This is a genomic window from Nocardioides cavernaquae (genome assembly GCF_003600895.1).
Classification (GTDB): domain Bacteria; phylum Actinomycetota; class Actinomycetes; order Propionibacteriales; family Nocardioidaceae; genus Nocardioides; species Nocardioides cavernaquae.
The window spans coordinates 3056404-3070516 of the sequence record NZ_QYRP01000002.1 but is presented as its reverse complement, the minus strand read 5'-3'; the positions used below and the strand labels follow the sequence as shown (position 1 = coordinate 3070516).

Annotated in this window: 14 protein-coding genes; all 14 read left to right on the top strand. The window is 70.1% G+C overall.

Annotation, left to right across the window (positions count from 1 at the left end):
* The first annotated feature begins 65 nt into the window (after positions 1-65).
* Positions 66-665, top strand: a complete 600-nt coding sequence (gene pyrR / locus D4739_RS14765) for a bifunctional pyr operon transcriptional regulator/uracil phosphoribosyltransferase PyrR (protein WP_120061318.1) — start codon at positions 66-68, stop codon at positions 663-665.
* On the top strand, positions 662-1603 hold the full coding sequence (locus D4739_RS14760; protein WP_120061317.1) for an aspartate carbamoyltransferase catalytic subunit: 942 nt from the start codon (positions 662-664) through the stop codon (positions 1601-1603). The genes pyrR and D4739_RS14760 overlap by 4 nt, the downstream gene beginning before the upstream one ends.
* A complete protein-coding gene (locus D4739_RS14755; protein ID WP_120061316.1) occupies positions 1600-2940 on the top strand; it encodes a dihydroorotase in 1341 nt (446 codons plus the stop codon). The genes D4739_RS14760 and D4739_RS14755 overlap by 4 nt, the downstream gene beginning before the upstream one ends.
* A complete protein-coding gene (gene carA, locus D4739_RS14750) occupies positions 2940-4091 on the top strand; it encodes a glutamine-hydrolyzing carbamoyl-phosphate synthase small subunit (RefSeq protein WP_120061315.1) in 1152 nt (383 codons plus the stop codon). Before D4739_RS14755 ends, carA begins: the two co-directional genes overlap by 1 nt.
* A gap of 5 nt (positions 4092-4096) precedes the next feature.
* Positions 4097-7441 (top strand): carbamoyl-phosphate synthase large subunit, encoded by a 3345-nt coding sequence (gene carB, locus D4739_RS14745; RefSeq protein ID WP_120061314.1) that lies wholly within the window; start codon positions 4097-4099, stop codon positions 7439-7441.
* Positions 7438-8493, top strand: a complete 1056-nt coding sequence (locus tag D4739_RS14740) for a quinone-dependent dihydroorotate dehydrogenase (protein WP_120061313.1) — start codon at positions 7438-7440, stop codon at positions 8491-8493. Before carB ends, D4739_RS14740 begins: the two co-directional genes overlap by 4 nt.
* A complete protein-coding gene (locus D4739_RS14735; RefSeq protein ID WP_120061935.1) occupies positions 8490-9320 on the top strand; it encodes an iron-sulfur cluster-binding protein in 831 nt (276 codons plus the stop codon). The genes D4739_RS14740 and D4739_RS14735 overlap by 4 nt, the downstream gene beginning before the upstream one ends.
* Entirely contained in the window at positions 9317-10159 is an 843-nt protein-coding gene (locus tag D4739_RS14730; RefSeq protein WP_147384942.1) for a nitronate monooxygenase, read from the top strand. The genes D4739_RS14735 and D4739_RS14730 overlap by 4 nt, the downstream gene beginning before the upstream one ends.
* Positions 10156-10980 (top strand): orotidine-5'-phosphate decarboxylase, encoded by an 825-nt coding sequence (gene pyrF / locus D4739_RS14725; RefSeq protein WP_120061311.1) that lies wholly within the window; start codon positions 10156-10158, stop codon positions 10978-10980. Before D4739_RS14730 ends, pyrF begins: the two co-directional genes overlap by 4 nt.
* Positions 10980-11429, top strand: coding sequence for a hypothetical protein (locus tag D4739_RS14720; protein ID WP_120061310.1), 450 nt, complete (start codon positions 10980-10982; stop codon positions 11427-11429). The genes pyrF and D4739_RS14720 overlap by 1 nt, the downstream gene beginning before the upstream one ends.
* Before the next feature lie 102 nt (positions 11430-11531).
* Positions 11532-11849, top strand: a complete 318-nt coding sequence (mihF, locus tag D4739_RS14715; protein ID WP_120061309.1) for an integration host factor, actinobacterial type — start codon at positions 11532-11534, stop codon at positions 11847-11849.
* Complete coding sequence (gene gmk / locus D4739_RS14710) at positions 11849-12433, top strand: guanylate kinase (protein WP_120061308.1); 585 nt, start codon at positions 11849-11851, stop codon at positions 12431-12433. Before mihF ends, gmk begins: the two co-directional genes overlap by 1 nt.
* 52 nt (positions 12434-12485) lie before the next feature.
* Positions 12486-12794, top strand: a complete 309-nt coding sequence (gene rpoZ / locus D4739_RS14705; RefSeq protein WP_120061307.1) for a DNA-directed RNA polymerase subunit omega — start codon at positions 12486-12488, stop codon at positions 12792-12794.
* Positions 12795-12809: 15 nt separating this feature from the next.
* Complete coding sequence (gene coaBC, locus D4739_RS14700) at positions 12810-14036, top strand: bifunctional phosphopantothenoylcysteine decarboxylase/phosphopantothenate--cysteine ligase CoaBC (protein WP_120061306.1); 1227 nt, start codon at positions 12810-12812, stop codon at positions 14034-14036.
* Positions 14037-14113 lie beyond the last annotated feature (77 nt).

The following is a 14113-nucleotide window of genomic DNA, read 5'->3' as shown; positions in this document are numbered from 1 at the left end:
TGGCACCTGTTCGACATCCTTTAACGAGCCGTCCTGTGAGGCGGAGAAGGAGGTCCGGCGCACTGATGCCTACCCTCGACCCGGTCCCCGGCGATTCCGCCCTTGCTGGTCGCGTCGTTCTCGACGCCCGTGACGTCTCCCGGGCGCTGGCCCGCATCTCCCACGAGATCCTCGAGCGCAACCGCGAGCCCGAGTCGCTGGTGATCCTCGGCCTGCACACCCGCGGTGTGCCGCTGGCGAAGCGCATCGCCGAGAAGATCCAGGCCGTCGAGGGCAAGCCGGTGGCGGTCGGCGAGCTCGACGTGACGATGTACCGCGACGACCTCAGGTCGCACCCGACGCGCAGCCCGCACAAGACCCAGCTCCCGGCCGGCGGCATCGACGGCAAGACCGTCGTCCTGGTCGACGACGTGCTCTTCTCCGGCCGCACGATCCGCGCCGCGCTCGACGCGCTCTCCGACCTGGGCCGGCCCGCGACCGTGCGCCTCGCCGTACTCGTCGACCGCGGGCACCGCGACCTGCCGATCCGCGCCGACCACGTCGGCAAGAACCTCCCGAGCGCACGCACCGAGCGCGTCGGGGTCCGTCTGGTCGAGACCGACGGCGTCGACGAGGTCCGCATCGCCGACAGCGTCACCGCCGACGACAAGGGGGCGAGCGCGTGAAGAAGCACCTGCTCTCCATCGACGACCTGAGCGTCGACGACATCGGCGCCCTCTTCGAGACCGCTGCCGAGATGCACGACGTGCAGCGACGCGCGGTCAAGAAGCTGCCCGCGCTGCGCGGTCGCACGGTGATCAACCTCTTCTTCGAGGACTCCACGCGCACCCGGTCGAGCTTCGAGATCGCCGGCAAGTGGCTCTCCGCCGACGTCATCAACATCTCCGCCAAGGGGTCCAGCGCCTCCAAGGGCGAGTCGTTGCGCGACACCGTGCTCACCGTGACCGCCATGGGCATCGATGGCCTGGTCATGCGCCACTCCGCCTCGGGCGCCGCCCACCAGGTCGCCGGGTGGCTCGACATCCCCGTCATCAACGCCGGCGATGGCATGCACGAGCACCCGACGCAGGCGCTGCTCGACGCCTACACGCTGCAGCGCAAGCTCGGATCGCTCGAGGGTCGCAAGATCGCGATCGTCGGCGACCTCACGCACAGCCGCGTCTTCCGCTCCGGCGTGAAGATCCTGACCAAGCTCGGCGCCGACGTCACCGTCGTCGCGCCCCCGACGCTGATGCCGTCCGGCATCGCCTCGTGGTCCAAGGACGCAGGCTTCGCCACGTCGTACGACGTCGATTCCGTGCTTCCCGAGGCCGACGCGGTGATGATGCTCCGCGTCCAGAAGGAGCGGATGAGCGGCGGCTACTTCCCGACCGCGCGGGAGTACACCGTCGGCTACGGCCTCACCCGCGACCGGTTGGCGCTGCTGAAGCCGGACGCCCCGATCCTGCACCCCGGCCCGATGAACCGCGGCCTCGAGATAGCCGCCGACGCTGCTGATGCGGCCCAGTCGGTCGTGCTCGACCAGGTCTCCTCGGGCGTCGCGATCCGCATGTCCGTGCTCTACCACCTGCTCGCCGGGCCCAACGAGGGAGAAGCCAAGTGACCAGCTCGCAGGGGAAGACCCTGATCAAGGGCGCGCGCCTCCTCGGCGGCGAGGCTGCTGACCTGCTGCTCGTCGACGGCGTCATTGCCGAGGTCGGCTCGCTCAGCGTTGCGGGTGCGACCGAGGTCGACGCCGACGGCCTCGTCGCGCTGCCCGGCCTGGTCGACCTGCACACGCACCTGCGCCAGCCCGGCCGGGAGGACGCCGAGACGGTGCTCACCGGATCGCGAGCTGCCGCCGTCGGTGGCTACACCGCCGTCCTGGCGATGGCCAACACCAACCCGGTCACCGACACCGCCGAGGCAGCGGAGCGGGTCTTCGACCTCGGTCGCGCCGCGGGCATCGTCGACGTCCAGCCCGTCGGCGCAGTCACCAAGGGACTCCAGGGCGAGGAGCTCGCGGAGCTCGGCCTGATGGCCCGGTCCCGCGCCAACGTCCGGGTCTTCTCCGACGACGGCAAGTGCGTCCACGACGCCCGCGTCATGCGCCGCGCGCTGGAGTACGTCAAGGCGTTCGGGGGCGTCGTCTCCCAGCACGCGCAGGACCCGTCGCTCGCAGGCCCGACCGCCTGCTGCCACGAGGGTGAGCTCTCTGGCCAGCTCGGCCTGCCCGGCTGGCCCGGCATCGCCGAAGAGGTCATCGTCGCCCGGGACGTGATGCTCGCGCGCCACACGGGTTCGCGGGTCCACATCGCCCACGTCTCCACCGCCGGATCCGTCGAGGTCGTGCGCTGGGCCAAGTCGCAGGCCAAGAAGGATGGGCGCTGGGACGTCACCTGCGAGGTCACGCCGCACCACCTGCTGCTCACCACCGACCTGCTGACCGGCTACGACCCGACGTACAAGGTCAACCCACCGCTGCGCCCGGCCGAGGACGTCGAGGCGCTGCGCGCCGCGCTGGCTGACGGCACGATCGACGCCGTCGCCACCGACCACGCCCCGCACGCACGCCACGACAAGGAGCACGCCTTCGTCGACGCGGCGTTCGGCATGCTCGGCCTCGAGACCGCCCTGTCGGTTGTTTCCACGGTCATGGTCGAGGGCGGGCTGCTGGACTGGGCCGGTGTCGCGCGGGTCATGTCGACCAACCCGGCCCGCATCGCCGGGCTTTCCCAAGAAGGTCAGTACAGCCACGGCAACGCATTGATTGTCGGTGCTCCCGCCAACCTCACCCTCGTGGATCCCTCCGCGTCGGTCACCGTCGACCGCGACGCCTCGGTGTCGCTGTCTCGCAACAACCCCTGGCACGGTCGCTCGTTGACCGGCGCCGTGCACGCCACGTTCCTGCGTGGCACTGCGACCTGTCTTGGCCAGAAAATTGTCGAAGGAAGCTCCTGATGAATCTGAAGCCTGCCCTGATGGTCCTCGAGGACGGACGCACGTTCCGCGGTGAGGCGTTCGGCGCCGAGGGGGAGACCTTCGGCGAGGCCGTGTTCTCCACTGGCATGTCCGGCTACCAGGAGACGCTGACCGACCCGTCGTACCACCGCCAGGTCGTCGTCATGACCGCCCCGCACATCGGCAACACGGGCATGAACGACGAGGACCCGGAGTCCCGCAGGATCTGGGTGGCCGGCTACGTCGTGCGCGATCCTGCCCGGGTGCCGTCCAACTGGCGCTCGGTGCGCTCGCTGGACGACGAGCTCAAGGAGCAGGGCGTCGTCGGCATCTCCGGCGTCGACACCCGTGCGCTGACCCGCCACCTGCGGGAGCGTGGCGCGATGCGCGTCGGCATCTCCACCACCGAGACCGACCCGGCCGCGCTGCTCCTCAAGGTGCAGCAGTCTGCCGAGATGGCGGGCTCGAACCTCTCCGACGCAGTCACCACCCCCGAGGCGTACGTCGTGCCTGCGGTTGGCGAGAAGCTGTTCACCGTCGCGGCGCTCGACCTCGGCATCAAGGCCAACACCCCGCGGATGATGGCCGAGCGCGGCATCGAGGTGCACGTCCTGCCCGCGACGGCGTCGCTCGACGAGGTCAACGCGATCAAGCCCGACGGCCTCTTCTTCTCCAACGGCCCCGGCGACCCGGCGGCGACGACCGGCCAGGTCGAGCTGCTCAAGGCGGCGCTGGAGCAGGGCCTGCCCTACTTCGGCATCTGCTTCGGCAACCAGCTCTTCGGCCGCGCGCTCGGCTTCGGCACCTACAAGCTCAAGTACGGCCACCGCGGCATCAACCAGCCGGTCATGGACCGCACCACCGGCAAGGTCGAGGTCACCGCGCACAACCACGGCTTCGCCGTCGATGCACCGCTCGAGGGCTCGACCACCACGCCCTACGGCGAGGCGACGGTGTCGCACATCAACCTCAACGACGACTGCGTCGAGGGGCTGGAGCTGCGCGACGAGCGCGGGCTCAAGTCCTTCTCCGTGCAGTACCACCCGGAGGCGGCCGCCGGCCCGCATGACGCGGCGTACCTCTTCGACCGCTTCACCCAGCTCATGGCTGACAACATTGCCCGGTCCTCCGCGGCCACCAAGGGAGCCTGAACCACATGCCCAAGCGCGACGACATCAAGTCCGTCCTCGTCATCGGCTCCGGCCCGATCATCATCGGCCAGGCCTGCGAGTTCGACTACTCGGGCACCCAGGCCTGCCGGGTGCTCAAGGAGGAGGGCCTGCGGGTCATCCTGATCAACTCGAACCCCGCCACGATCATGACCGACCCGGAGTTCGCCGACGCGACGTACGTCGAGCCGATCACCCCGGAGTTCGTCGAGAAGGTCATCGCCAAGGAGCGCCCCGACGCGATCCTGCCGACCCTCGGCGGCCAGACCGCCCTCAACGCGGCCATCGCGATGCACGAGCGCGGCGTCCTGGAGAAGTACAACGTCGAGATGATCGGCGCGAACTTCGACGCCATCCACCGCGGTGAGAACCGGGAGCTCTTCAACGCGATCGTGCACAAGGTCGGGGGAGAGGTCGCCAAGAGCTTCGTCTGCCACACGATGGACGACTGCGAGAAGGCCACCGTCGAGCTCGGCTACCCGGTCGTCATCCGCCCGTCCTTCACGATGGGCGGCACGGGCTCGGGCATCGCCTACAGCGCAGAGGACCTGCACCGCATCGCCGGTGCCGGCCTGACCGCCAGCCCCACCACCGAGGTCCTCATCGAGGAGTCGATCATCGGCTGGAAGGAGTACGAGCTGGAGGTGATGCGCGACAAGAAGGACAACGTCGTGATCATCTGCTCGATCGAGAACTTCGACCCGATGGGCGTCCACACCGGTGACTCGATCACGGTCGCCCCGGCGATGACGCTGACCGACCGCGAGTACCAGCACCTGCGCGACCTGGCCATCGAGATCATCCGCGAGGTCGGCGTCGACACGGGCGGCTGCAACATCCAGTACGCCGTGAACCCGGCCGACGGCCGCGTCATCGTGATCGAGATGAACCCCCGCGTCTCCCGCTCCTCCGCGCTGGCGTCGAAGGCGACCGGCTACCCGATCGCCAAGATCGCCGCGAAGGTGGCCATCGGCTACACCCTCGACGAGATCGAGAACGACATCACCGCCGGCCCGTCCGGCTCCACCGCCGCGTCGTTCGAGCCCACGCTCGACTACGTCGTGGTGAAGGTGCCGCGGTTCGCGTTCGAGAAGTTCCCGACCGCCGACACCACCCTGACCACGCACATGAAGTCGGTCGGTGAGGCGATGTCGATCGGACGCAACTTCACCGAGGCCTTCAACAAGGCGCTGCGCTCGCTGGAGAACAAGGCCGCTCCGTTCACCTGGGCCACCGAGGTCGGGGGCCCCGATGAGCTGGTGGAGCTCCTGGTTGAAATCCGGCGTCCGCACGACGGCCGGGTCCAGAAGGTCATGCAGGCGATCCGCGCCGGCGCGACGCAGACCGAGATCTTTGACAACACGAAGATCGACCCCTGGTTCGTCGACCAGCTCTTCCTGATCAACGAGGTCGCCCAGACCGTCGCTGACGCCGAGCACCTGGACGCCACGACGCTGCGGCTCGCCAAGCGCCACGGCTTCTCCGACGCCCAGATCGCCGGGTTGCGGGACACCGACGGCGCGGGTCTGACCGAGGCCGAGGTCCGTCAGATCCGCTACAACGAGGGCATCCGGCCGGTCTACAAGACCGTCGACACGTGTGCCGCCGAGTTCGCGGCCAAGACGCCGTACTACTACTCGTCGTACGACGAGGAGACCGAGGTCCTGCCGCGCACGAAGCCGGCCGTCCTCATCCTCGGCTCCGGCCCGAACCGCATCGGTCAGGGCATCGAGTTCGACTACTCGTGTGTGCACGCTGCTCTCGAGCTGAGCAAGGCCGGCTACGAGACGATCATGGTCAACTGCAACCCGGAGACGGTCTCGACCGACTACGACACCGCAGACCGGCTCTACTTCGAGCCGCTGACGCTCGAGGACGTGCTCGAGATCTACCACGCCGAGCTCGCTGCCGGCCCGATCGCCGGTGTCATCGCGACCCTCGGTGGCCAGACCCCGCTGGGTCTCGCGCAGGGCCTGCAGGACGCCGGTGTCCCGATCGTCGGCACGTCCCCCGAGGCCATCGAGCTGGCCGAGGAGCGCGGCGCGTTCGGCCGGGTGCTCGCGGAGGCCGGCCTGGTCGCGCCGAAGCACGGCACCGCGGTCTCCTTCGAGGACGCCCGCGACATCGCGCACGGCATCGGTTACCCGGTCCTGGTCCGCCCGTCCTACGTCCTCGGCGGTCGCGGCATGCAGATCGTCTACTCCGATGACGCGCTCGAGGCCTACCTCGAGATGGCGACCGACCTGATCAGCGAAGACCGCCCGGTCCTGATCGACCGGTTCATCGACGACGCGGTCGAGATCGACGTCGACGCGTTGTACGACGGCACCGACCTCTTCCTCGGCGGCGTCATGGAGCACATCGAGGAGGCCGGCATCCACTCCGGTGACTCGTCCTGCGCGCTCCCGCCGATCACCCTGGGCGCCACCGAGATCAAGCGGATCCGCGAAGCCACCGAAGGCATCGCCAAGGGTGTCGGCGTGCGCGGGCTGATCAACATCCAGTTCGCGCTGGGTGCCGACGTCCTCTACGTCATCGAGGCCAACCCCCGCGCCTCCCGCACGGTCCCGTTCGTCTCCAAGGCCACTGGCACCTCGCTGGCCAAGGCTGCCTCGCGCGTGATGATGGGCGAGACCATCGCCGACCTGCGCAAGGCCGGTGTCCTTCCGGCGACCGGTGACGGCGGCATGCTGCCCGCCGACTCCCCGATCGCGGTGAAGGAGGCGGTCCTGCCGTTCAACCGCTTCCGCACTCCGGAGGGCAAGTACGTCGACTCCGTGCTCGGCCCGGAGATGAAGTCGACCGGTGAGGTCATGGGCTTCGACGCCGACTTCGGCACGGCGTTCAGCAAGGCCCAGGCCGCGGCGTACGGTCCGCTGCCGACGTCCGGCAAGGTCTTCATCTCGATCGCCAACCGCGACAAGCGCACGATGATCTTCCCGGCCCGGGTGCTCGCCGACTACGGCTTCGAGCTGCTCGCGACGCAGGGCACCGTCGAGGTGCTGCGCCGCAACGGCATCGAGGCCACCGTCGTGCGCAAGCACTTCGAGGGCGAGGGCGCGGCAGGGGAGAAGACGTCGGTCCAGATGATCCTGGACGGCGAGATCGACCTGATCGTCAACACCCCCAACGGCTCGGCCTCCGACGCCCGCGTCGACGGCTACGAGATCCGCGCGGCGGCTGTCCTCACGGGCACCCCGTGCATCACCACGGTGCAGGGCGCGGCTGCCGCGGTCCAGGGCATCGCGGCGGTGCGCGGCGGCGAGATCGGCGTGCGGTCCCTGCAGGAGTGGGCACTCATCACGGGTGCCCCTCAGGGAGACCTGGCGTGAAGAAGCCCTACGACGTCCTCTTCGACGGCGTCTTCTCGAAGATCGACCCCGAGAAGGCGCACGAGCAGGCGTTCGCGGCGATCCGGGCAGGACGTCCGGTGCTCAGCTGCTGGTCACGCACCGCGAAGCCGCAGCCGGTCCAGGCCCTGGGGCTCACCTTCCCCAACGTCCTCGGCCTGGCCGCGGGCTTCGACAAGAACGCGGTCGGCATCGACGCGCTCGCCGGTCTCGGCTTCGGGCACATCGAGATCGGGACGGTCACCGGTGAAGCCCAGCCGGGCAACCCGAAGCCGCGCCTCTTCCGGCTGCTCGAGGACCGTGCGGTGATCAACCGCATGGGCTTCAACAACGACGGTGCGGAGGTCGTGGGCCGCCGGCTTGCCGAGCGGGCCGCCAGGCGTCGCGGCAAGAACGGCCCGATCGTGGGCGTCAACATCGGCAAGACCAAGGTCGTGCCGGACGACGACATCACCGCGGTCATCGCCGACCACGAGAAGTCGGTCGACCACCTCGCGCCGTACGCCGACTACCTGGTCGTCAACGTCTCCTCGCCGAACACGCCCGGCCTGCGCAACCTGCAGGCCGTCGAGAAGCTGACGCCGCTGCTCGAAGCGGTCCGCAAGCGCGCCGACCTGGTGGTCACCGACCGTCGCGTCCCGCTGCTGGTCAAGATCGCACCCGACCTCGCGGACGACGACGTGCTGGCGGTGGCCGACATGGCGAAGGCGATCGGCCTGGACGGCATCATCGCCACCAACACCACGATCAGTCGCGACGGCCTGGCCACCGACCCGGCGAAGGTGTCGACGATCGGCGCCGGCGGGCTCTCCGGCCAGCCGCTGACCGACCGCGCACTGGACGTCATGCGGATGCTGAAGGCACGGGTCGGAGATGACCTCGTCCTGATCGGCGTCGGCGGAATCACGACTGCCGCTGACGCCGTGGCACGTCTGGACGCGGGTGCGACGCTGATCCAGGGGTACACCGCGTTCATCTACGAGGGCCCGCTGTGGCCCCGCAAGATCCTGCGGGCGGTGTCTCGCCGCCGATGACTGCTGTGCCGATGGGTGAGGGGACCGGCCCGCTCCACGTGACCGCAGAGGTGCTGTCCACCAAGAAGGTGGGCGCCTACCGCCACCTCGTCCTGGCAGCGCCGGGCGTGGCCGAGCGCTTCCGCCCGGGCAACTTCGTCGCGGTCTCGCTCCCGGATGGTGCCCACCTCGCCCGTCGCAGCCTCTGGATCCACCGGGTCCGCCCCACCGGAAGTCACGGCGCCACCGTCGAGCTCGTCATCGAGCCGGCGGGCGTCGGCACCGCGTGGCTGGCCGCCCTCACCCAGGGCGCCAGGGTCGAGCTCACCGGCCCGCTCGGCCGTCCCTTCGCCCAGCCCAAGGAGCCGGTCAACTGTGTGCTCGTGGGTGAGGGCTACGCCGCCGCAGCACTCTTCCCGCTTGCTGAACGCCTGCGTGAGCGCGGGTGCGCGGTCACGATCCTGCTTGCGGCCGACGACGAGGCACACGTCTTCGGCGCGCTCGAGGCGCGGCGTACGGCACGCTCGGTGAGCGTCGTGACGGTCGATGGATCCCTCGGTGCCAAGGGCACCGCCGGCCAGGCACTGCCCGGCATCCTGCAACGCGCCGAGGCCGACGTCGTCTACGCCGCAGGCCCGTCCGCCACGCTCCACGCGGTCGCTGCTGCGGCGGAGGCGCATGGTGCCTGGAGCCAGGTCGCCCTCGAGATCCCGCAGCCCTGTGGCACCGGCCTGTGCCACGCCTGCATCGTGCCGGTCATCGGCGAGGACGGCATCGCCCACAAGGTGCGTGCCTGCGCCGAGGGGCCGGTCTTCCGCGGTGACCGCGTCCAGTGGGGGCTGCTGTGAGTGCCCCGACGAGCTTCGACCTGCCCGTGATGGTGGCCAGCGGATGCGGCGGCACCGGCCGCGAGCTCGCCGCCTACGCCCAGGAGGACGGCCTCGCCGGGATCGGCGGGTTCGTCACCCGCACGCTGACCATGGATCCGCGTGCCGGCGGACGGGTGCGGGTCGAGGAGAGCCCTGCCGGCCTCGTGCGCGCGCACCGGTTGCAGAACCCCGGTCTCGACCGCTTCCTGATGACCGAGTTGCCGTGGCTCGCGCAGCAGGGTGTGCGCACCTTTGTGTCGATCGCGGGCGCCACCCTCGCCGAGTACGCCGAGATCACCAGGCGGCTGGTCAGGGCACCGGGTGTCGCGGGCATCGAGCTCAACCTCGCCGTCGACGACCCACGGCGGCTCGGGGTCTTCGACGCGACCGAGCCGTTCCAGGCCGCGCGGGTGGTCACCGCCGTCCGGGCCGAGCTCCCGGTCGGCGTGGCGCTGCACGTGAAGCTGCCTGCTGTCCCGTCCCGCATCGCCACCGCCGCCCGCGCGGTCGCCGAAGCGGGAGCCGATGCGCTGGTGGTCGGCGGCGCGCTCCCTGCGGCGCTCGACAACGGCACTCCCGCCGAGCTCTCCGGGCCGGCCGTGCGACCGGTCGCGCTGCGCTGCCTGGCCGAGGTGCGGACCGCACTGCCCGGCGTACCCCTGATCGCGGTGGGTGGCATCGCCACTGCCGACGACGCGCGTGGTTTCCTGAGTGCCGGGGCCGTCGCGGTCCAGGTGGGCACCGCGCTGCTGCACGACCCGACGACCGTTTTCCGGATCGCTTCCGAGCTGGCAACCAACCCAGGAGATGACCTGTGACCTTCGGACAGCGCCTGCGCGCCGCGATGGACGCCCGTGGACCCCTGTGCCCGGGGATCGACCCCCACGCCTCCCTGCTGGCGGCCTGGGGCCTTCCCGACACCGCGGCAGGCTGCGAGCGGTTCGCCATGACGGCGGTGGAGGCGCTGGCTCCGGTCGTGTCCAGCATCAAGCCGCAGAGCGCGTTCTTCGAGCGCCACGGCTCGCGCGGCGTGGCAGTGCTGGAGAAGGTGATCGCCGAGACCCGGGCCGCCGGCTGCCTGGTGATCCTCGACGTGAAGCGCGGCGACATCGGCACCACGGCGCAGGCCTATGCCGACGCCTACCTCGACCCGTCGAGCCCGCTCGCGTCCGACGCGATCACCGCCAGCCCCTACCTCGGCTTCGGCTCCCTGCAGCCGATGATCGACACCGCCCGGCGCCACGGCGGAGGTGTGTTCGCACTCGCGCTGACGTCCAACCCCGAGGCGCCGCGGTTCCAGCACGCACGCACTGCCGACGGCACGACGATCGCCGGTGAGGTGCTCGCGGGCCTCCGCGCTGCCAACGCCGACGCTTCGGGGCTCGGGTCGTTCGGCGCCGTGGTCGGTGCGACCATCGGGTCGACCGACGAGGACCTCGCGATCAACGGTCCGCTGCTGGTCCCGGGCATCGGTGCCCAGGGCGGCACGGCCGATGACGTGCGCCGCATCTTCGGGGCCGCAGTCCGCAACGTCGTACCAACCTCCACGCGGGAGATCCTCGGCGCCGGCCCCTCGATCCAGGCGCTGCGCGACGCCGCGGCCCGGGCCAACGACGAGTTCGCGGCGCTGGTCGGCTGATGCGCCTCGCCCAGAAGGCAGCGACGCTGGCGGGCCTCGGGCTGGTGGCGTCGGCGTTGACCGGCTGTGCCGGAGATGCCCAGGCGTCCTACTGCGAGAGTGTCGAGGAGCAGGCGCCCCAGCTCGCGAAGACGTTCGACGTCGGGGGAGCGCAGCAGGGCCTCCTCGACGCGTTGCCGGTGCTCGAGGACCTGGCAGGAGAGGCGCCCGATGACGTGGCGGGCGACTGGCGCACGCTGCTCGACGCGCTCACCGGACTCCAGGACGTCCTGGAGACGGCCGGGCTCGAACCCGGCGAGGTCGACGGGAAGCTCCCGGAGGACCTCCCCGCCGCCGATCGCAAGGCGCTCGAGGCCGCGAGCGTCCGGCTCGCGTCGCCGGAGACGGTCGAGGCAGCGAACGCGGTCGACCAGCACGCCCGCGACGTGTGCCACCTGCCGCTCTTCTGATCACAGTTCGGACCCTTCTTCTCGGCCCGCGTTGCCCCGGGTCGAAGTGGATGACTAGATTGACCGCCAGCCCTGCCGAACGAATGACGAGGACCTGACGACGTGGCCCTGCCCCAGCTGACTCCGGAACAACGCCAGGCCGCCCTGGACAAGGCCGCCGCGTCGCGCCGTGAGCGTGCCGAGGTCAAGAACCGGTTGAAGAACTCCGGCGCCTCGATCATGGAGGTGATCCGCGAGGGTCAGGTCAACGAGGTCGTCGGCAAGATGAAGGTCATCGACCTCCTGCAGGCGATGCCCGGCCTCGGCAAGGTGCGCGCCCGCCAGCTCATGGAGCGTCTCAGCATTGCCGAGAGCCGCCGCGTGCGTGGCCTCGGTGCGAAGCAGGTGGCCTCGCTCGAGGCCGAGTTCTCGCGCGACTGATGCCGGAGACCACTCCCGCACCGCCTCGCCTCGTCGCACCCCGCCTGGTTGTCCTGGCCGGCCCCACCGCGGTCGGCAAGGGCAGCGTCGCCGCGACGATCCGTGAGGACCACCCGGACGTGTGGATCTCCGTCTCGGCCACGACGCGCAAGCCGCGACCGGGCGAGATCGACGGTTTTCACTACCACTTCGTCTCCGACGAGGAGTTCGACCGGATGATCGCCGGGGGAGAGCTGCTCGAGTACGCCGTGGTCCACGGCCACGCGAAGTACGGCACCCCCCGCGGACCCGTCGAGGCCGCGCTGGCCTCCGGCCGGCCGGCGCTGCTGGAGATCGATCTGCAGGGCGCCCGGCAGGTCCGCGAGACCGCGCCGGAGGCGCTCTTCGTGTTCCTTGCGCCACCGTCGTGGGACGAGCTCGTCCGCCGCCTGGTCGGCCGTGGGACCGAGACCGAGGAAGAACGCGAGCGCCGACTGGCCACTGCACGCACCGAACTTGCCGCTGAGCGGGAGTTCGATGTCACCATCGTCAACCGTGAAGTTCACGCTGCGGCGGACGAGTTGGTAACCTTGATGCGACGCTGAGTCCGCATCCGGCCCGCGTCTTCTCTGAACTTCGAACAGTAAGGCGTTTTACGTGTCTGCTCCCACCGGCGAGGGTGTCACCAACCCGTCGATCGACGACCTGCTGTCCAAGACGGACTCGAAGTACAAGCTGGTCCTCTACAGCGCCAAGCGCGCTCGGCAGATCAACGCTTACTACTCCCAGCTGGGCGAGGGTCTCCTCGAGTACGTCGGCCCCCTGGTCGACACCCACGTGCAGGAGAAGCCCCTCTCGATCGCGCTCCGCGAGATCAACGAGGACCTGCTGACCTGCGAGGACATCGACCCGGCCGAGCTGGCCGCTGAAGAGGCAGCGAAGTCCACTGCCTCCGCCGCCGAGTGACCCGAGGCTGATCTGATGACGGGCGGCGCCGCGGTCCGGGTCGTGCTGGGCGTCAGCGGTGGCATCGCGGCGTACAAGTCGTGTGAGCTGCTGCGGCGCTTCACCGAGTCGGGCCACGACGTCACCGTCGTGCCCACGGCGGCCGCGCTGGAGTTCGTCGGCGCGCCGACCTGGGCTGCCCTGAGCGGCAAGCCCGTCGCCTCGGACGTGTGGACCCGTGTCGAAGCGGTTCCGCACGTCCACATCGGCCAGCACGCCGACATCGTCGTCGTCGCCCCGGCGACCGCCGACCTGATGGCCAAGGCCGCCCACGGCATGGCGGACGACCTGCTCACCAACACGCTGCTGACCGCGCGGTGCCCGGTGGTCTTCGCCCCGGCGATGCACACCGAGATGTGGGAGCACCCCGCCACCGTCGCCAACGTGGCCACGCTGCGCGCACGCGGCAACATCGTGATCGAGCCCGCTGAAGGCCGTCTCACCGGCGCCGACACCGGCAAGGGCCGTCTGCCCGACCCGAGCGAGATCTTCGAGATCGCCCGTGAGGTGCTCTCGCGTGGCGCGTCGGTTCCCGATCTGGCCGGCACGCACGTGCTGGTCTCCGCCGGCGGCACCCGGGAGTACCTCGACCCGGTCCGGTTCCTCGGCAACCGCAGCAGCGGCCTGCAGGGCTATGCCCTGGCTCGGGCCGCCGCCTCCCGCGGCGCGGAGGTCACCCTCGTCGCCGCCAACGTCTCCCTGCCCGACCCGGCCGGGGTCAAGGTCGTGCGTGTGGAGACGACTGCCGAGCTCCGCGACGCGGTGGTCGCCGCGGCGCCGTCCGCTGACGCCGTCGTGATGGCCGCAGCGCCCGCCGACTTCCGCCCGCTCGGCGTGAGCGACGCGAAGATCAAGAAGAGCGACGACGGTTCGTCGCCCACGATCGAGCTGCAGCAGAACCCCGACATCCTCAAGGAGATCTCGCAGCACCGCCTGCGCGACGGCCAGGTGATCGTCGGATTCGCAGCGGAGACCGGTGACTCGACCGGTTCGGTCCTCGAGCTGGCGACCGCGAAGCTGGCCCGCAAGGGCTGCGATCTGCTCGTCGTCAACGACGTCAGCGGGGGAGCCGTCTTCGGCAGTCCGGACAACGAAGCCGTGCTGCTCGCGGCCGACGGCGAGCGCGTCGACGTGCCCCGTGGGTCGAAGAGTTCGGTGGCGCATGCGATCTGGGACCAGGTGTCCTCTAGGCTTTCTCGCTGAGACGCCCGCCGGGGGCCGTGAGCGGCGTCTACCCTTTGAGCAACATCACACACCTCTACTTGGGAGTGGGTTTTTAA